The organism is Pantoea sp. V106_11 (assembly GCF_029967885.1).
Lineage (GTDB): Bacteria > Pseudomonadota > Gammaproteobacteria > Enterobacterales > Enterobacteriaceae > Pantoea > Pantoea ananatis.
On record NZ_JASCAK010000037.1, the window covers coordinates 37792 to 63218 of the forward strand.

20 protein-coding genes are annotated in these 25427 nt (G+C 55.7%); 11 read left to right on the forward strand and 9 right to left on the reverse strand.

The window, feature by feature from the left end:
• Positions 1 to 151 precede the first annotated feature (151 nt).
• Entirely contained in the window at positions 152 to 1246 is a 1095-nt protein-coding gene (locus tag QLG08_RS19050; RefSeq protein WP_019106151.1) for a DUF1615 domain-containing protein, read from the forward strand.
• Between the two features lie 95 nt (positions 1247 to 1341).
• Positions 1342 to 2049 carry a Bax inhibitor-1/YccA family protein gene (locus QLG08_RS19055; protein ID WP_014593230.1) on the forward strand — a complete coding sequence of 236 codons (708 nt, stop codon included), beginning with the start codon at positions 1342 to 1344 and terminating at the stop codon, positions 2047 to 2049.
• Positions 2050 to 2090: 41 nt separating this feature from the next.
• Here QLG08_RS19055 and QLG08_RS19060 read toward each other — a convergent pair whose 3' ends face one another.
• Genes QLG08_RS19060 through QLG08_RS19070 form a run of 3 tightly spaced genes read right to left on the reverse strand, consistent with a single transcriptional unit; the run spans position 2091 to position 5058 of the window.
• The gene (locus tag QLG08_RS19060) at positions 2091 to 3056 is read right to left on the reverse strand and encodes a lysylphosphatidylglycerol synthase domain-containing protein (protein WP_064373434.1); all 966 of its coding nucleotides are present in this window, start codon (positions 3054 to 3056) and stop codon (positions 2091 to 2093) included.
• Complete coding sequence (gene clsB, locus QLG08_RS19065) at positions 3056 to 4300, reverse strand: cardiolipin synthase ClsB (protein WP_014606268.1); 1245 nt, start codon at positions 4298 to 4300, stop codon at positions 3056 to 3058. Before clsB ends, QLG08_RS19060 begins: the two co-directional genes overlap by 1 nt.
• Positions 4297 to 5058 (reverse strand): endonuclease/exonuclease/phosphatase family protein, encoded by a 762-nt coding sequence (locus QLG08_RS19070; protein WP_041457545.1) that lies wholly within the window; start codon positions 5056 to 5058, stop codon positions 4297 to 4299. Before QLG08_RS19070 ends, clsB begins: the two co-directional genes overlap by 4 nt.
• A gap of 177 nt (positions 5059 to 5235) precedes the next feature.
• On the opposite strand from QLG08_RS19070, the gene QLG08_RS19075 reads away from it, so the two are divergent.
• The 3 genes from QLG08_RS19075 to dusC all read left to right on the forward strand — a co-directional run bounded on the left by QLG08_RS19075 (position 5236) and on the right by dusC (position 8190).
• Positions 5236 to 5628 (forward strand): YbhQ family protein, encoded by a 393-nt coding sequence (locus tag QLG08_RS19075; RefSeq protein WP_013025119.1) that lies wholly within the window; start codon positions 5236 to 5238, stop codon positions 5626 to 5628.
• A gap of 223 nt (positions 5629 to 5851) precedes the next feature.
• Positions 5852 to 7201: an ATP-dependent RNA helicase RhlE gene (gene rhlE, locus QLG08_RS19080; protein ID WP_014593234.1), complete on the forward strand. Its 1350-nt coding sequence runs from the start codon at positions 5852 to 5854 to the stop codon at positions 7199 to 7201.
• A 2-nt stretch (positions 7202 to 7203) separates the two neighbouring features.
• On the forward strand, positions 7204 to 8190 hold the full coding sequence (gene dusC / locus QLG08_RS19085; protein WP_105082352.1) for a tRNA dihydrouridine(16) synthase DusC: 987 nt from the start codon (positions 7204 to 7206) through the stop codon (positions 8188 to 8190).
• 24 nt (positions 8191 to 8214) lie between these two features.
• Here the strand turns inward: dusC and ppk2 are convergent, their stop codons facing one another.
• On the reverse strand, positions 8215 to 9132 hold the full coding sequence (ppk2, locus tag QLG08_RS19090) for a polyphosphate kinase 2 (protein ID WP_013025123.1): 918 nt from the start codon (positions 9130 to 9132) through the stop codon (positions 8215 to 8217).
• 14 nt (positions 9133 to 9146) lie between these two features.
• On the reverse strand, positions 9147 to 10751 hold the full coding sequence (locus QLG08_RS19095; protein WP_042676578.1) for an inorganic phosphate transporter: 1605 nt from the start codon (positions 10749 to 10751) through the stop codon (positions 9147 to 9149).
• A 163-nt stretch (positions 10752 to 10914) separates the two neighbouring features.
• On the opposite strand from QLG08_RS19095, the gene QLG08_RS19100 reads away from it, so the two are divergent.
• Positions 10915 to 11937 carry a transporter gene (locus QLG08_RS19100; RefSeq protein ID WP_064373437.1) on the forward strand — a complete coding sequence of 341 codons (1023 nt, stop codon included), beginning with the start codon at positions 10915 to 10917 and terminating at the stop codon, positions 11935 to 11937.
• Between the two features lie 93 nt (positions 11938 to 12030).
• On the opposite strand, the gene QLG08_RS19105 is transcribed toward QLG08_RS19100, so the two are convergent.
• Together QLG08_RS19105 and QLG08_RS19110 are read right to left on the reverse strand one after the other, a co-directional pair.
• The gene (locus tag QLG08_RS19105; RefSeq protein WP_014593237.1) at positions 12031 to 13173 is read right to left on the reverse strand and encodes a L,D-transpeptidase family protein; all 1143 of its coding nucleotides are present in this window, start codon (positions 13171 to 13173) and stop codon (positions 12031 to 12033) included.
• A 196-nt stretch (positions 13174 to 13369) separates the two neighbouring features.
• Positions 13370 to 15184, reverse strand: a complete 1815-nt coding sequence (locus QLG08_RS19110) for a glycoside hydrolase family 15 protein (RefSeq protein ID WP_014606262.1) — start codon at positions 15182 to 15184, stop codon at positions 13370 to 13372.
• 156 nt (positions 15185 to 15340) lie between these two features.
• Between QLG08_RS19110 and QLG08_RS19115 the strand changes: the two genes are divergently transcribed.
• Entirely contained in the window at positions 15341 to 16114 is a 774-nt protein-coding gene (locus QLG08_RS19115; protein ID WP_014606261.1) for an SDR family oxidoreductase, read from the forward strand.
• On the opposite strand, the gene QLG08_RS19120 is transcribed toward QLG08_RS19115, so the two are convergent.
• Positions 16108 to 16689 (reverse strand): DedA family protein, encoded by a 582-nt coding sequence (locus QLG08_RS19120; RefSeq protein ID WP_158150523.1) that lies wholly within the window; start codon positions 16687 to 16689, stop codon positions 16108 to 16110. The two genes, QLG08_RS19115 and QLG08_RS19120, sit on opposite strands and share 7 nt — an antisense overlap.
• Positions 16690 to 16896: 207 nt before the next feature.
• Between QLG08_RS19120 and QLG08_RS19125 the strand changes: the two genes are divergently transcribed.
• The 3 genes from QLG08_RS19125 (at position 16897) to QLG08_RS19135 (ending at position 21193) form a co-directional block, all read left to right on the forward strand.
• Positions 16897 to 17484, forward strand: a complete 588-nt coding sequence (locus QLG08_RS19125; protein WP_013025130.1) for a Yip1 family protein — start codon at positions 16897 to 16899, stop codon at positions 17482 to 17484.
• A gap of 175 nt (positions 17485 to 17659) precedes the next feature.
• Positions 17660 to 18607: a D-alanyl-D-alanine endopeptidase gene (gene pbpG, locus QLG08_RS19130; protein ID WP_013025131.1), complete on the forward strand. Its 948-nt coding sequence runs from the start codon at positions 17660 to 17662 to the stop codon at positions 18605 to 18607.
• A gap of 135 nt (positions 18608 to 18742) precedes the next feature.
• Entirely contained in the window at positions 18743 to 21193 is a 2451-nt protein-coding gene (locus QLG08_RS19135) for a DUF3772 domain-containing protein (protein ID WP_014593243.1), read from the forward strand.
• A 62-nt stretch (positions 21194 to 21255) separates the two neighbouring features.
• On the opposite strand, the gene dld is transcribed toward QLG08_RS19135, so the two are convergent.
• Complete coding sequence (dld, locus tag QLG08_RS19140) at positions 21256 to 22959, reverse strand: D-lactate dehydrogenase (protein ID WP_019106157.1); 1704 nt, start codon at positions 22957 to 22959, stop codon at positions 21256 to 21258.
• A gap of 151 nt (positions 22960 to 23110) precedes the next feature.
• On the opposite strand from dld, the gene bglX reads away from it, so the two are divergent.
• Positions 23111 to 25408: a beta-glucosidase BglX gene (gene bglX, locus QLG08_RS19145; RefSeq protein WP_013025134.1), complete on the forward strand. Its 2298-nt coding sequence runs from the start codon at positions 23111 to 23113 to the stop codon at positions 25406 to 25408.
• The last annotated feature ends 19 nt before the right edge of the window (positions 25409 to 25427 follow it).

Sequence of the window (25427 nt, forward strand, 5' to 3'; positions counted from 1 at the left end):
CAACGGCATCACGTCACCGTCCAGCGCGTTGACATCACAGATCCCTTTTCCGCCAGTTGCGCGAAAAGCGATAACCTGAGTTCAGATAATCCACCCTGCTCTGCGAAGCGGGGCAGTGTTAAGCTACTCTTTTTCCCCTCAGAGGACAGGTATGTCATTCACTTCTTTACCCAAACGCCTGACGCTGCTTGCCGTGCTGATCCTGGCGGGCTGTAGCAGTAAAAAAACGCCGGAAGCGCCTGCAAAGCAGCCTGAGGATGTCAAAGCGCAGATCCAACGCCTGCTGCCTGCCAACGTCAGTAACAAATCAGGCTGGGCGGAGGATATCTATACCTCATTCCGCACCCAGGGGCTTGAGGCCAGCGACAGCAACCTGTGCGCGGTCATTGCCGTAGCGGGACAGGAGTCGGGTTTTGACGCCAGCGGTAACGTGCCCGGCATGTCAAAAATCGCCTGGGACGAGATCGACCGCCGCGCGGCGAAGGTTCACGTGCCGGCGTTTTTAGTGCGCACAGCGCTGCTCATCAAATCCAGCAACGGCGAAAGCTATGCCGCGCGGCTGGATAAAGCCAAAAGTGAAAAAGATCTGAGCGATATTTTCGACGACTTTATCGAGATGGTGCCCATGGGGCAGACATTGTTTGGCAACCTTAACCCCGTGCATACCGGCGGGCCGATGCAGGTGAGCATCGCGTTTGCCGAAGCCCATGCCAAAGGCTACCCATGGCCGGTTGACGGCTCCATCCGCCGTGAGGTCTTCACCCGCCATGGCGGCGTTTATTTCGGCACGATGCACCTGCTCGGTTATCCCACCGATTACAGCAAGCCACTTTACCGCTTTGCGGACTATAACGCGGGCTGGTACGCCAGCCGCAATGCCGCTTTCCAGGCGGCAGTCTCTCGTGCGACAGGCATGAAACTGGCGCTGGATGGCGATCTCATTCAGTACGGCTCAGACAAGGCGGGATCGACGGAGCTGGCGGTGCGCACCCTGGCGAAACGCCTGGATATGAGCAACAGCGAAATTCGCGACGATCTTGAGCAGGGCGAAAAGGCCGAATTCAGTAACAGCGACGTGTGGAAGCAGGTCTTTGCGCTGGCAGATAAAATGGCCGGACGGCGCCTGCCCCGTGAAATGTTGCCGGGCATTAAGCTTGAAAGTCCTAAAATCACCCGCAATTTAACCACCGCGTGGTTCGCCCAGCGCGTGGACGGTCGTTATCAGCAGTGCATGTCACGTCAATAAGCACTGCGTTGTGGCGCAGTTGAACAGAGCTGTGCCACACTTAACCAGGCTCCCCTGTCAGGGGAATAACCCATTTGTTCAACAAGAGGTGCATCATGGACCGATATCCACAGAATGATTCAATAGTTCAGCCTGCATCTCGCGGGTTGCAGGCTTACATGGCACAGGTTTATGGCTGGATGACCTGTGGTTTATTACTCACCGCGTTTGTCTCCTGGTTTGCCGCCCGCACGCCGGCGGTGATGGAGCTGGTGTTTGCAAACCGCATCACCTTCTTCGGCCTGATTATTGTGCAGCTGGCGCTGGTGTTCTTCCTCTCTGGCATGGTCCATCGCCTGAGCGGTGCCGTAGCGACCGGGTTATTTATGCTCTATTCGGCCCTGACCGGGTTAACCATGGCCAGCATCTTCCTGGTGTACACCTATTCCTCCATTGCCAGTACGTTCTTTGTCACGGCGGGGATGTTTGGTGCCATGAGCTTCTATGGCTACACCACCAAGCGCGATCTGAGCCGCCTGGGCAGCCTGCTGTTTATGGCGCTGATCGGTATTCTGCTGGCATCGCTGGTGAACTTCTGGCTGAAAAGCCCGGCGTTGATGTGGGCGATTACCTACATTGGCGTGGTGGTGTTTGTGGGCCTGACGGCCTATGACACGCAGAAACTGAAAAACATTGGCGAGCAGATTGATGCGCGCGACACGGAAAACCTGCGTCGCTACTCGATCATGGGCGCGCTGACGCTCTACCTTGACTTCATCAACCTGTTCCTGATGCTGCTGCGTATTTTCGGCAATCGCCGCTAAAAAACGGGCTGCTCTGGTTTGCCAGAGCAGCCGCTCCCCGGTTACGACTTCTGCAGTTTCTGTTCGTTTTTATGCCGCATATGCTTAGCGCGACTCTCCAGCCCCAGGTACAGCACCAGCGCCAGCAGCAGGGGCAAAATAAAGTAGAGCACCCGGTAGGCCAGCAGGGCGGCAATAATGGTACCGTGAGAAAGATTTTCGCCGCTCAACAGCGCTAAAAACACCGCCTCAAGCACGCCAATCCCCGCCGGAATATGAATAATCACGCCAGCGATACTGCTGATCAATAAAACCCCCAGCACCATCGGATAGCCCACATCCCGGCCCAGTAGCAACCAGATAATGGTGCCCATCACCATCCAGTTGGCACAGGAAACGGCAAACTGAAACAGCGCCATACGTAATGAAGGCAGCTGTAACGTCTGGCCTTTGACTGTCCAGCGGCGACGTTTTGAAAAGGCACAGGACCAGAGGTAGAAGGCGACCAGCACCAGCAAGACAACCCCGATCAGCCGTAGCGTGGTTTCGCCAATAAACCAGCCGCTGGGAATGGAAACCATGCCCGCGCTGAAAACGACGCCCGCCAGCAGGATATAGCCCAGCCAGTTGGTGGCAATGCTAAGTGAGAAAATGCGCGTAATGGTACCGCTGTCCAGGCCAAGGCGTGAGTAAAGTCGATAGCGCATAGCCACGCCGCCAACCCAGGTACTGAGGGTCAGGTTAAAGGCATAGCAGATAAACGACACCAGCATCACCTGGCGCCTGGCCAGTTTATGACCGCAGTAGGCGCGACCGATCAGGTCGTAACAGCCATACACGAGGTAGCTGACGATCACCAGGCCTGCGGCGGTCAGCACCACGAAACGGTTGTAGTTGACGATAACTTTATAGACGTCATCCCAGTTCACCTTGCGTGCATAGATGACCAGCAGCACAATGACGGCCACGAAGAACAGGCCGGTGAGTATTTTTTTTGCCAGTTTCCAGCGCGGATGCGTGTTTGCCATCAGGATTTCGCTCCTTCATTGTTGGCTTCGACGCGATCTTGCGTCTCCATTTCAGGCTGCACGGGCGGGTCAACCTGGGCCAGTTTTGGCGTGTGTGCCGGAAGCCAGCCGGCGATTGCAGGAAAGTGGCGCAGGAAGTGGAACACCACGACGCTTTTCGACAACTGCCACCAGTTACGCGGCGGCAGTTTATCCTCCTGCACGCGCTGGCAATCTTCTGCCAGTAAATGCTCAAGATTGTCGCGTAATGTCTCATTAAAGTGGCGATCGTGAATGATCAGGTTCGCTTCGAGGTTTAGCGATAAACTTAAGGGATCGAGGTTGCTGGAGCCGACCGTCGCCCACTGCTGATCTTTCACCGCCACTTTACCGTGCAGCGGACGACGGCAGTATTCGTAGACCTCCACGCCAGCATCCACCAGATAGTTATAGAGCAGCTCTGCGCCCACTTTCACAATCGGCATATCGGGCTCGCCCTGCACAATCAAACGCACCCGAACCCCGCGCTGTGCCGCATTGCGCATTTCCCGCAACAGTCGGTAGCCGGGGAAAAAATAGGCATTCGCGATAATCACGTCCTGTTTGGCACTGCGCAGCATATCCAGATAGTGCTGTTCAATATCGTCCCGGTGATCATCATTATCGCGATACACGAAGAGCACCTGCGCGTCGCCGGGCAGGGCGTTCTTAGCCGGACGATGTGAGCGCTGTCCCCACCAGCGGCGGGTGGTGGCCTGACTGCCGATCGCCTCTTGCAGGTAGCGGGTAATATCCGCCACTACCGGTCCTTTCACCTCAACGGTGTAATCCTGTTTGGCTTCAGGGCCATAGTCGGTGTAGTGCTCGGCGGAGAAATTAATCCCGCCGACAAAGGCGATAACCCCGTCAACCACCACGGTTTTGCGATGCAGGCGGCGAAAGACGTTGGTACGCATGCCCATCACCAGCGGACGCGGATCGTAGTAAATAAAACGGACGCCCGCCTGGGTAAGGCTGTTCACAAAGTCGTCTGACAGCTCCGACGATCCGTAACCATCCACCATCATTTCAACTTTGACGCCGCGCTGTGCTGCGGCCAGCAACTCGCGGTGTAAAGCGTTACCGACATCGTCTTCAAACAGGATAAAGGTTTCCAACAGCACACTGCGCTCGGCACGCTGAATTGCGCCAAAAACCCGGGGGAAAAACGTATCCCCGTTTTCCAGCAGGCGTAGTTTATTGCCGTTTTGCCAGTCAAAATTCATAGATGGATCTCCACCGCCAGCGGCGCGTGATCGGAAAGGTGTGACCAGGGTTTACGCGGCAGCGCCCAGGGATGACTCACCGTGGCGTTGCGGACATAAATACGATCCAGTCTTAGAAGAGGAAAGCGGGCCGGGAAGGTGCGTGCCGGTCGACCATGTTTGATGCTGAATACCTCTTTTAGCCCGGCCCCTTTTTGCAGGATTTTATTGGCGCGTCCCTGCCAGTCGTTAAAATCGCCAGCCACCACCACGGGCGCATCCGGCGGCAGGGCCAGCACCATCTCGTTCAGCATTGTCATCTGGGCGCGACGGTGGGCCGCTTTCAGACCAAGGTGAACGCAGATAACGTGCAGCGTACCGTAGGGCGCGGGGAGCGTAATCTGGCAGTGCAGCATGCCCCGGTTTTCACTACCGGCCACCGAGACATCGCGGTTCTGATATTCGGCAATGGGAAAGCGCGACAGCACGGCATTGCCGTGGTGTCCTTCCGGATAGACTGCGTTACGCCCATAGGCAAAATCATTCCACATGGTGTCAGCCAGAAACTCGTAATGTGAGGTATTGGGCCAGTTTTCATGTTGCAGAGGATGGATGTCATGTGTTCCCATCACCTCCTGCAACAAGACGATATCTGCCGACGTTGCGCGTACGGCTTCGCGCAATTCTGGCAAGATGAAGCGTCGGTTAAACGGGGCAAAACCTTTATGGGTATTGATCGTCAGGACTTTAAATGAAAATCCTTGCTGGATTTGTGGCATACTCGCGACGCGCTCCTTTTCATCTTCATCAACCACAAAGTGTAGTCTTTGTCACAAATGGAGGGTGAAGAAGAGGAATAAATAAGGCGTTATCTGATTTTTGCTTTACATTGATGAAACCGTCCCTGGCCGGATCCGGTTGCATTCAGGCAACCCGCCAGGTCTGCAGGAGAAAAAATGAAATTGTCTAATCGCTTTCAAATTATTACCGGTCAAACCTGGGCCCATATCGCTATGCACCTGCTGGTGATTGCCGCGCTGGTATGGGGCTGGAAACACAAAGCACTGGTCGAAGTGTGCAGTACACTGGTGGTGACGTATGCAGGGGTGTTTATCGCCATGCTGATCACGCAGCGTAGTGCCCGTTTGCGTACCCTCGGTGATTACCTCGAAGAGGCGACGACCACCTACTACTTCGGCGCTGCGATGATGACGCTGTTCCTGGTCTCTCGCATTTTCCACAACAATCTACTGCTGGCCAGCCTGGGCATGGTTATGCTACTGGGCCCGGCACTGGTTTCTCTGCTGGCCAAAGAGCCTGCACGACGCATTGAGAAAAAACGCAGTTAACTGAGCTGTCCGATAACCAAAGCCACCGTAAGGTGGCTTTGTTGTTTAGGCCGTTTGTAATCAATTGTGAGCTATCTCGCACAGGAACGTTAAAGCTGTTACACTCCGCCGCTTATGCATCGTAGTTTGCACCCTTTTCACGCGTCAGCGTCAGCTGGCGTCACTATCCCTCTGAAAACTACACCGTGAAACACGGTCAGAGTGGACCGGAGTAATACTCGTCATGTCTTTTGACTCTCTCGGCCTGAGTGCCGATATTTTGCGTGCGGTTGCTGAGCAAGGCTACAGCGAACCGACTCCTATCCAGCGCCAGGCGATTCCTGTGGTGCTGTCCGGCCGCGATCTGCTGGCAAGTGCGCAGACCGGCACCGGCAAAACGGCCGGATTCACGCTGCCTTTACTACAGAAGCTGTCGGCGAATACCGGCGCAGTACGTGGACGTCGTCCGGTGCGTGCGCTGATCCTCACGCCTACCCGTGAACTGGCCGCTCAGGTCGGGGAAAACGTTGTTGAATACAGTAAGTATTTACCGCTTCGTTCGCTGGTGGTGTTTGGTGGTGTCAGCATTAACCCGCAGATGATGAAGCTGCGCGGCGGGGTCGATATTCTGGTGGCAACACCGGGCCGTTTACTGGACCTGGTCCATCAGAACGCGGTTGACCTCTCTCAGGTGGAAGTGCTGGTTCTGGATGAGGCCGATCGTATGCTCGATATGGGCTTTATCCACGATATTCGCCGTGTGCTGGCAAAACTGCCTGCCAAACGTCAGAACCTGCTGTTCTCTGCCACCTTCTCGGACGAGATTAAAACCCTGGCAGAAAAACTGCTGCATAACCCGGAGCAGGTGGAAGTGGCACGCCGCAACACCGCTTCGGAGCAGGTTTCTCAACAGGTGCATTTTGTTGATAAGAAACGCAAACGGGAACTGCTGTCGCAGCTGATCGGCGAAGGTAACTGGCAGCAGGTGCTGGTGTTTACCCGAACCAAGCATGGGGCTAACCACCTTGCAGAACAGTTGGGTAAAGACGGTATTACCGCTGCGGCGATTCACGGCAACAAGAGTCAGGGTGCACGTACGCGCGCACTGGCTGATTTTAAATCCGGCGCAATTCGCGTGCTGGTGGCCACCGATATCGCGGCCCGTGGCCTGGATATTGAAGAACTCCCACACGTCGTAAACTATGAGCTGCCAAACGTAGCGGAAGACTATGTGCATCGTATTGGTCGTACCGGCCGTGCGGCGGCAACCGGCGTCGCACTGTCACTGGTGTGCGTGGATGAACACAAACTGCTGCGCGATATTGAACGTCTGCTTAAGCGTGAAATTCCGCGTCTGGCCGTACCGGGCTATGAGCCGGATCCAAGCATCAAAGCGGAACCTATCGTGAATGGCCGTCAGTCACAGCAGCCACGCGGCCGTGGTCGCAGCCAGGGCGGACAGGGTGCAGGCGCTGCGCGTCCGCAAGGGGACAAGCGTTCACAGCCCCGTCGTCAGGGACCGGCAGCGGGCCCGTCTGACAAGCCAGCCGCGCGTCCACGTCGCCCAGCGCCTAAGCGTAGCGGAAACGCCTGACAATGCGGGTTTTACTGGCACCGATGGAAGGCGTACTGGATTCTCTGGTGCGCCAGCTGTTAACGGAGGTCAACGACTACGATCTGTGCATTACAGAATTTTTGCGCGTCGTGGATCAACTCTTGCCGGTAAAATCCTTTTATCGACTCTGCCCTGAACTGCACCATGCCAGCCGCACGCCCTCGGGTACGCTGGTCCGGCTGCAACTGCTGGGGCAGCATCCGGACTGGCTGGCGGAAAACGCCGCACGAGCGGTTACTCTGGGCTCCTGGGGCGTTGATCTGAACTGTGGTTGTCCGTCAAAGCTGGTCAACGGCAGCGGCGGCGGTGCCACGCTGCTAAAAGATCCCGATTTAATCTATCGCGCGGCAAAAGCCATGCGGGCAGCAGTACCGGCTTCGTTGCCCGTCACGGTGAAGGTGCGGCTGGGATGGGATTCCAGCGCGCGCAGTATGGAAATTGCGGATGCGGTACAGCAGGCCGGCGCCAGCGAGCTGGTGGTGCATGGTCGAACCAAAGAAGACGGTTATCGTGCCGAGGCGATCAACTGGCAGGCCATCGGCGACATCCGTCAGCGCCTGCGTATTCCGGTTATCGCGAATGGCGAGATATGGGACTGGCAAACGGCCCAGGACTGCCTGCGGACCACCGGTTGTGATGCCGTGATGATTGGCCGAGGCGCGCTTAACGTGCCTAACCTGAGTCGGGTCATCAAATACAATGACGCGCCCATGTCCTGGCCGGAGGTGGTGGCGCTGTTACAGAAATATACCCGGCTGGAAAAACAGGGCGATACCGGCATGTACCATGTTGCCCGTATCAAACAGTGGCTCGGGTATTTACGTAAAGCCTACGTTGAAGCCGGTGAGCTGTTCGGTGAGATTCGCGCGTTAAAATCATCCCAGGATATCGCCACGGCCATCGACCGTTATGCCCGGTTGCAAGAGCAGGCCAGCTCTGAAGCCTTCAGTGTGGTGAAAACCGGTTAGCGCAGCGTCCTGCCGCGCTTGCCATTAATACTTTTCAGGCACGATCATCGTGTCCGGCACGTCATTACGGCGGTAATCCTGCGACCGTTCACGCGGTGGCAAAATAATTTCATCATGCGTAGCGTCTTCATAAGGCACCTGTTGCAAGAGGTGGCTGATGCAGTTCAGTCGCGCACGCTTTTTATCCACGCCCTGAACGACCCACCAGGGCGCATCCGGGATATGGGTCCGGCTCAGCATCTCTTCTTTGGCTTCGGTATAATCTTCCCAGCGGCGGCGACTTTCCAGGTCCATCGGGCTGAGTTTCCACTGCTTCAGCGGATCGTGAATACGGCTCAAAAAGCGCAGTTCCTGCTCCTCGTCCGTAATGGAAAACCAGTATTTGACGATTTGAATACCGCTGCGGGTCAGCATTTTTTCAAATTCCGGCACGCTACGATAGAACTCCTCGACGTCAGCCTCACTGCAAAAGCCCATCACCCGTTCCACGCCCGCCCGGTTGTACCAGCTCCGGTCGAACAGCACCATTTCCCCGGCGGCGGGCAGATGAGCAATGTAACGCTGGAAATACCACTGGGTTTTTTCGCGGTCGTTAGGTGCTGGCAGGGCGGCAACCCGGCAGGTGCGCGGGTTAAGGCGTTGCGTGATGCGTTTGATAACACCGCCTTTACCGGCGGCGTCGCGGCCTTCGAACAGAATGACCAGCCGATGGCCGGTGCGCATCACCCAGTCCTGAAGCTTAACCAGTTCGCCCTGCAGGTGCAGCAGTTCGCGAAAATAGCGACGACGCCAGGCCTTCTCATCATTCCCGTCAGGCGTGGTCTCGCCAAAACGCAGGTCGTCGAGTTCCATCTCCAGTTCTTCATCGTAGCTGTCGTAGAACTCCTGTAACAGACGCTGATTAAATGTATCCCGGTTGAAGCTGTTATCGTGTGTTGCCATAACGAATCACCTGGTCAGATGTGGATAAACAGCCCGTAGAGCAGGGCAGAAAGTAAGACTGAAACCGGCAGCGTCAATATCCAGGCCACTGCCAGATTCCGCAGCGTGGACATTTGCAGGCCTGATCGGTTCGCCGCCATGGTGCCTGCCACACCCGAGGAGAGAACGTGTGTGGTGGACACGGGCAAACCGAATGCGTCGGCCGCGCCGATGGTCACCATCGCCACCAGTTCGGCGCTGGCACCCTGCGCATAGGTCAGATGGGTTTTACCGATACGTTCCCCCACGGTGACCACAATGCGACGCCAGCCCACCATTGTGCCCAGCCCCAGTGCAATCGCCACGACCACCTTCACCCAGACAGGAATAAAGCGCGTAGCGCTGTCCAGCTCGGTTTTCACGGCGGTTAAATTGCGTTCAGTGTCGTCCGGCAGGGCAACGTGGGCGCTTTGCAAATGTTTAATGGACTCCGACGCGAGGTACATTTGATTGCGAGTGTTGCTCACGGATTGTGCCGGGATATTTTCCATCGAGCCGTAGCGGCGGATCTGTTCGCCCACGTCGTGCAGCGTCATCGCCAGGGCCGGCAGCACGTTGGCATTCATTTGTTCGCTGCTGACAAACGCGGTTAACACGTCCCGTGGGGCCGGTGCGGGCGTGGTGGCAGGCTGAATGTGCAGGAGCTGGCGCGCCGTGACGTCGGTCAGGGCGGCCACGCGCGGGATCTGATCGGGCGGCAGGGAACGGTTCAGGGCATAGGCGATCGGCATGGTGCCGACCAGGATCAGCATGATGAGCCCCATGCCTTTTTGTCCGTCATTCGATCCATGGGCAAAAGAGACGCCGGTACAGGTCAGAATCAGCAGTCCACGGATCCAGACGGGCGGCGGCTCGTTGCTCTGCGGGGCCTGATAAAGCTGACGGTTACGAATAAACAGCTTCATCGTCCACAGCAGCAGGGCGGCGCAGACAAACCCCACCACCGGCGACAGCAGAAGGGCATAACCGACTTTCAGGGCCTGCTCCCAGTCCACACCGCTCAGCCCGCTGCGGCCGTGCAGCATGGCATTGGCAACGCCCACTCCGATGATCGAGCCAATTAAGGTGTGCGAGGAGGAGGAGGGCAGGCCAAGATACCAGGTGCCCAGGTTCCAGATAATGGCCGAGAAGAGCAGGGCATAAATCATGGCAAAACCGTTGCCGCTGCTGGCCTGCAATATCAGTTCGACGGGCAGCAACGAAATAATCCCAAACGCCACCACACCGCTGGAGAGCATCACGCCAAGGAAATTGCAGAATCCCGACCAGACCACGGCAACACCGGGCGTCAGAGAGTGGGTATAGATGACCGTCGCGACCGCATTTGCGGTATCGTGAAAACCGTTTACAAACTCAAAGCCCAGCGCAATCAGCAGCGCGAGGCCCAATAAAAAGAAGGGTAAGTAACTGGTGACCGGCGTGTTGGTTTTTTCTACGTCATGAAACAGGTTAAATCCGGCAAAGGCCAGACCGGCGATCAGCAGAAGAAAGAAAATCGGTTTTGTGAAGCGGCTACCTTTGCCATTGAAATCGGGTCGTCCATGAGTCGGGCCTGAAGAGGGTAAACTGTTTTCGCTCATGCAAAACCTCATAGCGGATGCAGATGCGGATTTACATCTGTTTCACGCTGTGTGATACCCGCTTTTTGTGACAAAAAAATGATCTGCGCCGTGAGAGGTCATTTTGCTGTAACAAAACTTCAGCAGGCTGAACCTCTTTATTAATGATGCTGACAGGATAGCCATGGCGACAGACGTTGTTCTTACCCCACAAAAACGTGATTTTGATGATGATGTGGCAGGACTCATTCATGGTTATCTCTTTTCTCCCGATGCCCTTCCTGTTCGCCTGAATGCCCGTGAAGCAGTTAAACTCGGTGAGCATCTTCCTGATGACGGCTTTCTCTGGCTGCATATCAATCTGAACCATGCCCGCGCGCAGCACTGGGTGCAGAGTCATTTTCAGGTGGATGATGACTTCTTCGATGAAATTCACTCGGCCTCGCCGCGAACCCGGCTGGCGGAGCAAAGTAGCGCGTTGCTGGCGGTACTCAACGACGTCACGCTTAACCAGGAGAACCGCAGTACGCAAAATGCGACGCTGTGGATATGGTGCCGGCGTAACCTGGTGGTCAGCGCACGTTATCGCCCGTCAGTGATGATTGAAAAGATGCAGCAGAGGTTAGCCCGGCATAGCTTTCCCAGTGCAGAGGCTTTGTTGCTTTATCTGCTTGGTGAGCAGGAGTCCCAACTGGAACAGGTCGTGCGGCGCATCAGTCAGGTGGTCGATAACATTGAAGAGCGCCTCTTGAGCCCCGCCATTAAAGCTAATCGCAGCGAGCTGGGGCACTACCGGCGCATGCTGTTGCGGATTCAGCGCCTCCTGGCACCTGAACCGGCGGCGCTGTTTCGCTTGCTCAACCGACCTCCGGCCTGGCTCAACCACGACACGCTCCGCGAGCTGCGGGCGTTTACCGAAGAGTTCAGCGTGGTGCTCAACGATCTCGCCAGCCTGATGGAGCGCATCCGGCTGCTGCAGGAAGAGATTGCGGCGCGTCTGATGGAACAGAGTAACCGCACGCTCTACCTGTTAACCGTGATAACCGTACTGGCACTGCCAATTAATATTGTGGCGGGATTTTTTGGCATGAATGTAGGCGGTATTCCGCTGGCGGCGAATCCACACGGGTTTTTACTGCTGGTGCTGATCGTGCTCGCGTTTACCCTGCTGGCGGGCTGGCTGGCCTTGCGAAGGCCCACCGTGTAGAGGCTGCGCCCGGTGACAAAGCCTGTAAAGGGCACAAAAAAAAGCCAGCCCGGTTAACCGGCGCTGGCTTTTTACCCCGTGAAGGATCAGACCTTACAGATTACCATTGCTTGCTGGCGCAGGCTGTGACGGCTGCACAGGCTGTGAAGGCTGAACCTGCGGCTGCTGTTCTGCCGGTTGCGACTGCTGAGGCTCAGGCTGCACAGCGACCGGATTCGTTGGCTGTGACATCACCGGCGTCATCGGCTCTTCCTTCGGCTCGGCATCTTCGCCTTCGGTTACCTGAACAGGCGCGGGCACCACGTTGTTTTCTGGCGCGTTAACCTGCACGGGCATACCGGAGCGGTTCTGAATCGCTTTATCAACCTGAGACTGGTTGATGCTGCCGTCTACCAGAACTTTGCCAACGGCCTGGGTCAGCGTAATTGGCACCAGCTCACGAGAGTTAAACTGCTCTTCCGTGGTCGAGAGCGGATTGTGCACTTCCATCCAGCGTGAACCGTCTGGCTCAACCGAGGCTTTCACCGGCTGGTTGATAAACTGCACGCGCGTGCCAACCGGCACATGATCGAACAGCCATTTGATGTCGTCGGCACGTAAGCGCACACAACCGTGACTGACCCGCAGGCCAATACCGAAGTTAGCGTTGGTGCCGTGAATGGCATACAGACGACCGATATAGAGCGCATACAGCCCCATCGGGTTATCCGGACCGGCCGGGAAGACGGCAGGCAGGTTTTCACCACGTGAAGCGTACTCCGCGTGCATCGCTTTCGTTGGCGTCCACGTCGGACCATCTTTTTTACGCTGAACAGTGGTGGTCCAGTTCAGCGGCGTGTCTTTACCCAGTTCACCGATACCGATAGGCAGTACAACCACCGTTTTGGTGCCTTTCGGATAGTAGTAAAGACGCATTTCAGCACTGTTGATCACAATGCCTTCACGCGGCGCGTCAGGTAACAGTAACTGCTGTGGGATAATCAGTTTGCTGCCAGGTTTTGGCAGATAAACGTCAACGCCCGGGTTGGCTTCCAGCATATTGCTGAGGCCCATTTGGAACTGAGCTGCAAAAGCTTCCAGAGGTAATTTGCTGTCCTCGGGAATGGTAATTTCAATATTTTGCCCGGTCAGACGGCTGTTTGCCGGCGGTAACGGGTAAACAACAGCAAGGGCTGACTGACTGAATGCCGCCAAAGCCAATGCAAGTGAAGCGAACGCGCGAATGCTTTTTTTCATATTTTACAAGTCTTTATCGCCATGTTTCAGGCTTGTCAATGTATCGAACCCATGCTGGTCACTATGACCTGCTGCGCATTATATGTTCATTAAACTGATGTTGTGAATCAGGATTTTAACCGCTTTAAAATACTTTACCTGACTCGCCTGCGTTATCTGCCTTTGTTCTTTACCAATTTGGGCGAAAAACAGCCCATTATGGCTGCCAAAGCGTGACGTCCCCGTTTAGCTTACGGTTCAGGAAAAACGCGGCGCTGATCAACGCAAGATGCGTCAACGCCTGGGGCGTATTTCCCAGTGCCTGCCCATGACTGTCAAACTCTTCCGCATACAAACCCAACGGATTAGCGTAGCTCAGTAATTTCTCGAACTCAAAATGTGCCTCGCGAATGCGTCCGGCACGCGCCAGACATTCCACATACCAGAACGAGCAGGCACCAAAGGAGCCCTCTGCGCCCGTTAGCCCATCAGCTGGCGTTTCGTGAATGTTATAACGACGTACCATGCCGTCGCTCACCAGGTTCACCTGGATGGCATCCAGCGTGGCGATCCAGTCCGGATCGGTGGCGCCCACAAAACGCACCAGCGGCATCAGCAGCATGGAGGCATCAAGGTGTTCACCGTGGCGGGTCGAAACAAAATGCCCGCGTTCACTGTTCCAGAAATTCTTCCAGATATCATCGCGGATCTCGCGACGGGTTTTGTCCCAGCGATCGTAAGGCATCGGCAGTGAACGCTTCATTGCCAGCCGCAGGCCCCGATCCAGAGCGACCCAACACATTAAACGTGAGTGAAGGAAGTGCTCCGGCTCGCCGCGCATTTCCCAGATGCCGGCATCGGGCTGATGCCAGTTATCGCACAGCCAGTCCAGCATTTCTGACACATGATTCCAGCCCCGCTGAGAAATGGCCTCGCCGTATTTGTTGGACAGGTAGATGGCATCCATCAGTTCGCCATAAATATCTAGCTGTTTTTGCCGCCAGGCATCGTTACCAATGCGCACCGGACTGGAGTTGGCATAGCCGGACAGGTTAAGCAGCGACATCTCCTGAAGATCCGTACTGCTGTCCAGGCGGTACATCACCTGCAGCCGCATTTCATCGTGGTGGCTGTTTTCTACACAGCGACCGACCCATTCCGTAAAGTGCTTGGCTTCGTCCACGTAACCCAGCCGCATCAGGGCGTACATGCTGAATGAGGCATCCCGTATCCAGGAGGCGCGGTAATCCCAGTTCCGTTCGCCGCCCAGCTCCTCGGGCAGGCCAAAGGTGGCAGCCGCGGCGATGGAGCCGTGTTGCCAGGAGGTCAGCAGTTTAAGTACCAGCGCAGAGCGTTGTACCATCTCCTGCCAGCGACCGTGATAGGTGCTGCGGCTGCTCCATTCCCGCCAGTAGCTCAGCGTTTCTTCAAAGCAGTTGGCGGTGGCCAGCTTTTCGATGTGGGCATCCTGTACGCTGCCAAATTCGAATTCGGCATGTTCACCGGCTTTAAGCTCAAAACTGGCGGTGGCGTGATTGCCTTCCAGCGTCATCACCACCGTTGCTGCCAGGCGCAGCGAGGGCTGATCGGTGGCGTGAAAATCAATACAGCCCCGCTGTACCTCAGCGCGGGTGTCCGCCCGGGCGTAATCATGGCGCGGGGAGCACACCATATTAAAGCGTGCCCGGCCCCGAACCATCTTTACCCGACGGATGATACGCGGCAGTTTATCCTGCCGGTCGCAAATCGGCATGTAGTCGGTGATCTCGGCGACGCCTTCTTCGGCCAGCCAGCGGGTCTGCAGGATGTTGGTATCAGGCAGATAGATTTGCTGGCGACGGGCGTTTTGCCAGTCGGGTGCCAGGGAAAACAGGCCGGCCTCGTCGCTGTCCAGCAGGGCGGAAAACACCGATGGGCTGTCCAGTTCCGGCCAGCAGAGATAATCGATAGTGCCATCGTTTGCGACCAGGGCGCAGGTGCGTAAATCGCCTATTACGCCATGGTCGTCAATCTTACGTTTAACCTTACTCATCGGTTTCTCCCTGTCAGTGTCAGCCTTAACTATAGCCAGGTGCCTTCATCGCGCTGTGTTCTGACACAGATCGTTAATCCGGGCGCCGGGCCGTCCGCAAACGGCACAATTTTCATTGCGGTATATACTTTTCATACACTTCCAGAGGAGACCGTCATGACTACACCACAACGAAAAGTTGCAATCGTTACCGCGTCGGATTCAGGCATTGGCAGTCGTTGTGCTGAAATGTTAGCAGAGCAGGGGTTTGATATTGGCATCACCTGGCGGTCTGATGAGGAAGGCGCACAGCGCACGGCAAAACGGGTGGCGGAGATTGGGCAGCGAGCTGAGACGATCCAGCTCGACCTGGCCGATCCGCCCGCAGGGGGCAAGGTGCTGCAGCAGCTTATAGACAAGCTGGGCCGCATTGATGTTCTGGTCAACAATGCCGGGGCGAATTTCAAAGCGGACTTTATGGACGTGACCTGGGAAGACTGGCGTAAGACATTTAGCGTAGATGTGGATGGCGTGTTTATCTGCGGCCAGGTTGCGGCACGCAACATGATCAAGCAGGGGCAGGGCGGACGTATCATCAACATCACCTCCGTGCATGAACACACTCCGCTGCCGGGTTCCGTTGCCTACACCGCGGCTAAACATGCGGCAGGCGGGCTGACTAAATCGATGGCCTTGAGTTTGCTGCCCCACAATATTCTGGTGAACGCCGTGGCGCCAGGCGCGATCGCCACGCCGATGAACAAAATGACCGATGGCGATGCGCACAAGGTCAAAATGCCTGAGATCCCTGCGGGTCGTCCAGGAGATACGCACGAAATTGCCAGCATGGTGGCCTGGCTGAGCTCTGAATGGGCCACCTATACCACCGGCCAGTCATTTATCATCGATGGCGGCTTTATGCTGGCAAATCCCCAGTTCAAGGGTTACTGATCGTCGGCCCGGCGGTTATTCCAGTGGCGAATGGCCCAGCGAACCCCAAAGGCAAAGAGCACGGCGGCAGCCAGCCACAGCAGATGTTTAAAGTGCTGATCAAGCTTGTGCAGCCAGGGGGCAATGATTCCGCCAGCAAAATAGCCGAGTGTCACAAACAGCAGTGACCATAATGCCGCCCCAATGATGTTAAGCGCCAGAAACTTCAGCGGATTGAGGCGGCTTGCCCCAATGATAATGGGACCAATCAGGCGAAAGCCGTACATAAAGCGCGCGCCGATCACGAACAGGCTGGGACGCCGCTTAATCAGGCGGTTAGCTTTAACAATTTTGTCCTGATGTTTTTTAAACCGCCGCAGGATGCCTGTACCAAAGCGCCGGCCAATCCAGAAGAGCAGCTGGTCGCCCAGAATCCCGCCTGCCATCGCCGCCAGTACCACACCCGTGTAATGAAGTAATCCTTCATGCGCGGCTACGCCGCCCAGCAACAGAAATGTTTCCCCTTCGGCAATACAGCCGATAAACAGTGCAAGATAGCCGTACTGCGTAATTAATGCGTTGATATCCAAATGCAAGGTGCACTTCCTGTGTAAAGAAATTTCTTTCAGTTTATACCTGATTCGTTAAGCCATCCGTTTAAGCGTTAATCAGCGATCTTTTTCGCTGTTTTTTTGCGCAGGCCCCACAGAAGTTGCCTTGCCGTTTATACTGTAAGCAATGCTGCCCTTACGTGGATGCTGCATCAAAACGGGGTAGCCCAACGGCATCAGAGGAGTAAGCGTATGAACCATGTCTGGGGTTTGTTAGCGCATCCTAATCAGGAAATGCGCAATATCAAGCAAGAGAACGAAACGGTTTCGCACCATTACACTCATCACGTTCTGCTGATGGCAGCCATTCCGGTTATTTGCGCCATAATCGGCACCACGAACTCAGGCTGGAATCTGGGTGAAGGGCAGTATGTACAATTGAATTTCCTGACAGCACTGGGCCTGGGTATTCTGTTTTATCTGTTGATTCTGGGCGGCGTGGCGGTGATGGGACGCGTTATTCACTGGATGGCGCGTGACTACCCGCAGCGCCCTGGCGTTGAACGCTGTACGGTGTTTGCGGGCTATGTGGCTACGCCGCTGTTTTTAAGCGGACTCGTGGCACTTTATCCGCTGGTATGGCTGTGCGTATTAGCGGGTGCGCTGGCGCTGCTGTATACCGGCTATCTGCTGTACGTGGGCATCCCGCTGTTTCTGAACATTGACCGGGATGAAAGCCTGCGTTTTTCCAGTTCCACTCTGGCCATCGGCGTGCTGGTATTTGAAGTGTTGCTGGCCTTAACCGTGATTCTGTGGGGCTATGGCCCGCACCTGTTTTAACGTGCCGTTGCCGCCTGCAGGGCGGCAACATCTTTTTAACGCTCAGAAACAATCTCACCAGGATAATTTTACCGCTTCAGAGTATGATGCTGCGGCCAGCCCGCGCACTGCCTGCTCAGTCGTCGGCGGCCTGTGTTTACACAGCGCACAATCTTAACCGGGTCTTTTTTTCACGATGCCTGCAAAAATTCGCTTTTCACTGTTAACGCTGGCGCTGCTCGTTTCCGGGCAGGTTGTTTCCCTTCCAGCACAGGCGACCACGACGCTGTCGCAAATGGCGCCCATTGCTCAGCCGCAAATTGCCTCAGGCAGCGCCCTGATCGTCGATCTGACGAGCGGGAAAACGTTATTTTCCAGTCACCCTGACCGGGTGCGGCCGATTGCCTCGATCACCAAGTTGATGACGGCAATGGTGGTACTGGATGCGCATCAGCCGATGAACGAGATGGTCACGGTTGATATCAGTCAGACGCCAGAGATGCGCGGCGTGTTTTCACGCGTGAAGCTTAACAGCCAGATAAGCCGTCGGAGCATGCTGATGCTGGCGCTGATGTCATCTGAAAACCGCGCGGCGGCCAGCCTGGCCCATGCGTATCCCGGTGGATATAACGCCTTTATTAAGGCGATGAATGCTAAGGCGCGTGCGCTGGGCATGAACCATACCCATTACGTTGAACCTACCGGTCTCTCCATTCAGAACGTCTCCAGCGCAGAAGATTTGGTGAAGCTGTTAAAAGCCACGCGCGAATATCCCCTGTTGAGCGAGCTGAGCACGACCAAAGAAGAAACCGCCGTATTTACCCATCCCAGCTACGCGCTGCCGTTCCGCAATACCAATCATCTGGTGTATAAGAATGGCTGGCACATTCAGTTGACCAAAACGGGCTATACCGATGAAGCGGGACATTGCCTGGTCATGCGCACCATGATTAAAAACCGCCCGGTGGCACTGGTGGTGCTGGATGCATTTGGTAAATATACCCATTTTGCCGATGCTAACCGTCTGCGCGACTGGCTGGAAACGGGCAAAGCGGCGCCGGTTCCGGCGGCCGCGCTGGCCTATAAAAAACAGAAAGCAGGTCAGGTTGCCAGCAACGCTGCCAGCGGTTCTGAAGTAGAGTAATATCCCGTCGGGCCGCCGCGGGCGGCCCGACCAATATTGATCGGTATTCCTATAGTTTCACGCCAGACGAAAACCTAAACTACCCGCAAATGGCGAGGGTGATTCGCCTGATTACTGTGCCGGAATCTCATTCATATGCTCACGTTACGATCCTTTATTGTTCTGATTTTTTTAGCATTGTTCACCGCCGTTCCCACCCTGAGCGTCGCCGCAGACGATCCGGCTCAGGCCACCACTACCCAGCAGCCTGACGACAAGCCGAAAGTGAACGCCTCGGTCGAGCTGCCTAAGATGCAGAAAATCCTCGACAAAATTAAAAGTCAGGTTTCCGTTGAAAGCGATGAAAATAAGCTGAGTCGGCTGAATGAAATGGCGTTGGAGCTGTCAGGCAATACGGATACGCTGGCCCAGGCGTTGCAGCCTGACCGTCAGCAGCTTGAGGCCCAGCTGGCCGTGCTTGGCCCAGCCCCCAAACCGGAAAGCGGCGTCAAAGAGACGGCAGACGTCACGCGCAAACGTAGCGCGCTGGAAAGTCAGAAAAGTAAGCTCGACGATCAGATTAAGCAGGCGGAGGGCATTAAAAACAGCGCCCTGATGCTGTCATCGCAAATCGTCAATCTGCGCCGCGATCAGTTGAAAAACAAACTGGCGCTTAACTCTGGCAGCATTTTAGGGCCACGTTTCTGGTCGCCGGTATTCAGCAGTCAGGATCTTGATGATGAGAAGATTGGCGATTTCTTAAATGAGCTGAAAGATACCGCTGCGCTATCCTGGGAGTCAGGCTGGCGTCTGGGTACGCTAGGCTGGTTGCTGGCCGCCGTGCTGGTGATGACGTTGGGACGCCGCTATGGCGAAGAATTTTTAGCCTGGGTCAGCATTAATAAACTGCCGGAAGGACGCCTGCGCCGCAGCTTTCTGGCGACGGCCGTGGCCCTGACCAGCCTGGTGGCGGTGGTGTTGACCTTTGCCTTTATTTCCCAGGCCTTTACCCGCCGCGATGAAGTTTCCAGCGACGTGCAGGACTTTATTTATCGTCTGGTCGAATTAAGCGTTTATTGTGGTTTGATTGCCGGGCTCGGGCGGGCATTTTTGTCAACGCGTCGGCCAAGCTGGCGTTTACCCACCATCTCGAACGAGGTGGCGCTGGCCCTGAAACCTTTCCCACCTATCACCGCCTTGCTGGTGTTTATTTTCCAGACGGTAGAGTCCTTTAACTACACCGCCGGGACCAGCCTGAATACCAGTATCTTTGCTAACGGCCTGACGGCATTGCTGATCGGCAGCACGGCGCTGGCAATCAGCATGCGCACCAAGCGCGTTCGTCGGCGTCTGGCGCAGGAAGGCACGCCGCCGGAAGCGCGCTCAACGCTGGTAGGGCTGATTCAGATGGCCCTGACGCTGACGTCGCTGACGATTCTGGCTTCGCTGGTGATTGGTTACGTCACCCTGGCGCGTTTTTTAAGCTACGAGCTGGTGTGGTGTGGCATTTTGTTTGGTTCGTTTTACATACTCAGTCATTTGATTAACGACGGCTGTGAAAGCCTTTTCTCTGTCAATAATACGACGGGCAAGCGTATTCAGGGCTCGCTAAACATTGATGAGCGACATCTGCAGCAGGTCGCCACCATTCTTGCGGCGATCGGTAAAACCTTGCTGATCATGTTTGTCGCGCTGGCACTGCTTAACGGCACCTTTGCCTCTTCAACACCGATTGAGCTGCTGCAAAAGGCGATTGAGTTCTGGGGCGGTAAGGGCCTTGAATCCCTGAATATTGTGCCTGCCCACCTGGTTAACGCGCTGCTGTGCCTGATTGTGGGCATCTATATTCTGCGCTCGGTACGTCGCTGGCTTGATACCGATTTCCTGCCGAAGACCACCATGGACAGCGGCATGCGCATGTCGCTGGTCACGCTGTTCAGCAACGTTGGCTATGTCCTGATTATTTTGCTGACGCTGTCGATTATGGGGCTGCAGTGGAACAAGCTGGCCTGGATCGTCAGCGCCCTGTCGGTCGGTATCGGTTTCGGCCTGCAGGAAATCGTTAAAAACTTTATTTCCGGTCTGATTTTGCTGACTGAACGTCCGGTCAAAGTCGGGGATTTGGTGACGATCAGTGGCGTTGAAGGGGATATTCGCCGCATCAACGTGCGCGCAACGGAAATCCAACTGGGTGATAAATCCACCGTGATCGTGCCTAACTCTCAGTTCATCTCTCAGAACGTACGTAATGCGACAATGGGCAATGCGCAGGGCGTGGTGACCATTAGCCTGACGTTTCCGCTGGATATCGACCCGGTACAGGTGCGGGAGATTTTGCTGAAGGTCTATGAGGAAAACGAGCGTATTCTGGAGAACCCGGAACCCTCGGTATCCTTTAAAGATCTTACCGCCCAGGGCATCGTGCTGAGCGTCACCGGCAACGTTGCCAGTCAGCGCCAGATCGCGGGCGCGAAGAGCGATCTACTGTTCGATATTCTGACCCGCTTGCGTAAAGAGGGCATTGTGCTGTCCACGCCGCAGACCATGATTATTGAGCGCCGTCAGTTGGTTTCTTCTGATGCGGTAACCGAAGAACCTCCTCGCTAAATAAACGGGCGGTCATTTTCGCTGGCCGCCCGTTTTACTCTGTTCAGGTGCTACGTGCCCAGTCAGGGCTGTTTTACCGCCCAGCCTTTTAGCTTACTGGTTTTACCGATGCCCGGATTAAAGCTGTTGGTGGGATCGAGCTTGCGGTAAAACGCGGTGAGCTGTGGCTGGGCCTGATACAGATGCCCGACATTATGCTCTGCCGGATATTCCGCCCCGCGGCTGTGCAAAATCGCCAGCATCTTTTCTTTCAGCGCATGAACATCCACGCCTTTTTTCACAATGTAATCCTGATGAAAGACATGGCAGAAGAAGTGCCCGTAATAAAGGCGATGGCTTATCGACTGGGTAATCTCATCAGGCAGGCTCTCAAACCACGCTTTATCATTGCGACGCAACGCAATATCCAGCGCCAGAATATCTTCTACCTCATCCGCATGAACGGCGTGATAGCGCACTGCCGCGCCCGCGGCCGCAAAGCGATGCAGAAAGGCATGCGCACCTTCTTTTCCTTCGCATTCAAAAAACTCGCCGCCGCCCTCACGAAAAAACTCACGCAGATAGTCACGCGCCTCCGCAATGCCATCACCCGACATTTTCAGCATTAAATGGTGTTGGTATTTATCACGATACTGTTTCATGCGTTTGGGAAGATGGGCGGGGAAGAGGCGGCTGACGCGCTGCAGCAGTCGGTCGCTCAGATGCGGTTTGATAAACGACAGTTTGTTCAACCAGCCATCGACCCGGCCCTTGAGACTGAAAAACAGCGGCATCTTATCGGTGCCAAGCTTGTCGATCATCAGGAAGGTGTCTTTGCCATAGACTTCGGCGATGTCGTAGATATCCCGATGCATATATTCCGCGGCCACGGGCAGATTGTTGAAATTCGCCAGCATATGGCAGCGCAGGTCACCCAGTACCGAGGCATCATTGGTGCCGATATAAAACACCTGCTGTTGCGGTTCGCGCGCAAACGTATCCAGGCGCACCGCAAATACCGCCAGCTTGCCTGCGCAGCCCGACGCTTCAAACAGGCGGCGGGCATCGGCGTTAAAACGGGCGGGCGTATCCGCATCAACATCACGCACCCGTTCGGCGTAGTCGTGATCGGAGGCATGACGGCCGTCATGCAGCACATCCCCGGGCTGCCAGCGATCATCATCCAGCCGTCCCAGAATCTCTTCCGGCGTGGTGCCAAGCTCAATACCAAGGTGGTTAACCAACTTCAGCCGTCCCTGGGCATCAATCTGGGCAAACAACGCCATCTCACTGTAGGCCGGGCCACGTTTAATCAGTGAACCGCCGGAGTTGTTGCAGATGCCACCCAGCACCGACGCGCCAATGCAGGATGATCCAATAACGGAATGCGGCTCGCGGCCCAGCGGCGCGAGGATTTTTTCCAGCTGATACAGCGTACTCCCCGGAAAGGCCAGCACCTGTTTGCCGTTGTCGATCAGCTGTAGCTTATCCAGCCTCAGGGTACTGACAATGACCAGCGGGCGATCGTAGTCGTTACCCTGCGGCGTTGAGCCTTCGGTGAGGCCTGTGTTCGCCGCCTGCATCAGAATAATGGCATCGGCAGTCACCAGCGTTTGCAGGACGCGCCACAGTTCCAGCAGCGTCGCAGGAAAGACGACCGCCAGCGCGTCTCCCTCACCGGAACGGAAGCCTTTACGATAGCGGGCGGTATGGGCGGCCTCGGTCAGTACGTTACCAGAGCCGACCTGGCGGCGGAGATCGGCGATCAGGGCAGAAGGTGTCATCATGGGCAATTCCCTTGTCTTATGCATGCGTCATTACTGTAGCACGTGAGTTGCGTCGGGCGCAGTGTGATAGCCGCAGGTGACATGCTATGCTCTGAAGATGGCATTCTGCATTTAGTCGATATTGCGCAGTTACTTAAGAGAACCCAACCTGATGAAATGGATTTGCTCTGTTAGCCTCGCTGTTTCCCTTGCTCTGCAACCTGCATTTGCCGGGGAGCCCACCGTTCACCATCCCATGACCGAACAGGCGCGTGATGCCTACGTGAACAACCTGCTGAAAAAAATGACGCTGGACGAGAAAATCGGCCAGTTACGTTTAATCAGCGTGGGCCCGGATACGCCAAAAGAAGCCGTACGTGAGATGATCCACAAAGGTCAGGTTGGCGCCATTTTTAATACCGTGACGCGTCAGGATATTCGCGCGATGCAGGACCAGGTGATGCAGCTAAGCCGCCTGAAAATTCCGCTGTTTTTTGCCTATGACGTGGTACACGGGCAGCGAACGATTTTCCCGATTCCCTTAGCGCTGGCATCCAGCTGGGATCTCGACGCCGTCAATGAAGTGGGGCGCATTTCTGCCTATGAAGCGGCGGACGATGGGTTAAATATGACCTGGGCACCGATGGTCGACGTCAGCCGTGAACCGCGCTGGGGCCGCGTGTCTGAAGGGTTCGGCGAGGACACCTATTTAACCTCTGCCATGGGACGCACCATGGTGCAGGCGATGCAGGGCAAAAGCCCCGCAGACCGCTACAACATTATGACCAGCGTGAAACACTTTGCGCTCTATGGCGCGGTGGAAGGCGGACGCGATTACAACACCGTGGATATGAGCCCACAGCGCATGTTCCAGGACTACCTGCCGCCGTATAAAGCCTCGCTGGATGCCGGCAGCGGCGGCGTAATGGTCGCGCTGAATTCCATTAATGGCGTGCCCGCGACGGCCGACAGCTGGCTGCTGAAAGATCTGCTGCGTCATGAATGGAAATTCAAAGGAATAACCATCAGCGATCACGGGGCGATTAAAGAGCTGATCAAGCACGGTGTGGCGAGCGATCCCCAGGATGCCGTGCGTATTGCCATTAAGTCTGGCGTAGATATGAGTATGAGCGATGAATACTACAGCCAGTATTTACCCGACCTGGTGAAGCGCGGCATCGTCAGCAAAGCCGAAATCGATGATGCGGCCCGGCACGTGCTCAATGTGAAATACGATATGGGGCTGTTTAACGATCCCTACAGTCATCTTGGCCCGAAAGAGAGCGATCCGCAGGATACTAACGCAGAAAGCCGCTTACACCGCCCGGAAGCCCGCGATGTGGCCCGCAAGAGTATGGTGCTGCTGAAAAACCGCCTTGATACCTTACCGCTGAAGAAATCTGGCACCATTGCCTTGATTGGACCGCTTGCCGACAGCCAGCGTGACGTCATGGGCAGCTGGTCGGCGGCGGGCGTCGCCAAACAGTCGGTTTCCCTGCTGCAGGGCATGAAAAACGCCACCGAAGGCAAAGCCACGCTGCTGTACGCCAAAGGCGCGAACGTGTCAGATAACAAAGGCATTCAGGACTTCCTCAACATGTATGAACCGGCCGTGGCGGTCGATCCGCGTTCGCCGCAGGCAATGATTGATGAGGCGGTCGAGAAAGCGAAGCAGGCCGATGTCATCGTGGCGGCGGTAGGGGAAGCGCAGGGCATGGCGCACGAGGCGTCCAGCCGCAGTAATCTGATGATCCCGCCTTCGCAACAGAAGCTGTTAGCCGCGCTGAAAGCGACAGGCAAGCCGCTGGTGATTGTGCTGATGAATGGTCGCCCATTGACGCTGGTTGATGAAGACAGAATGGCCGATGCCATGCTGGAAACCTGGTTCAGCGGAACAGAAGGGGGCAATGCTATCGCGGATGTGCTGTTTGGCGATTACAACCCATCGGGTAAACTGCCGATGTCTTTCCCCCGCTCCGTGGGTCAGATCCCCATCTATTACAACCATTTACCGACAGGCCGCCCGTACAATTTTGCCAAGCCCAACAAGTACACATCGCACTACTACGATGCGGAAAACGGCCCGCTTTACCCGTTTGGTTATGGCCTGAGCTACACCACGTTCACCGTATCGCCAGTCACGCTTTCATCAGAAACGATGGCGCATAACGGCAGTATCGAAGCCAGCGTAACCGTAACGAACAGTGGCAAAGTGGACGGTGCCACGGTGGTACAGCTCTATCTTAACGATCCCGTTGCCAGCATCAGCCGTCCGGTAAAAGAGTTGCATGGCTTCAAGCGCATCATGCTCAAAGCCGGTGAATCTCAGCAGGTGACCTTTAAGATTGATGTGGATGCGCTGAAGTTCTGGAACCAGCAGATGAAGCACGTTGCCGAACCGGGTAAATTTAACGTCATGATTGGTCTGGACTCAGTCCGCACGCAAAACACCCAGTTCACCTATCAGTAAACCTCAGACGGACCTGGTT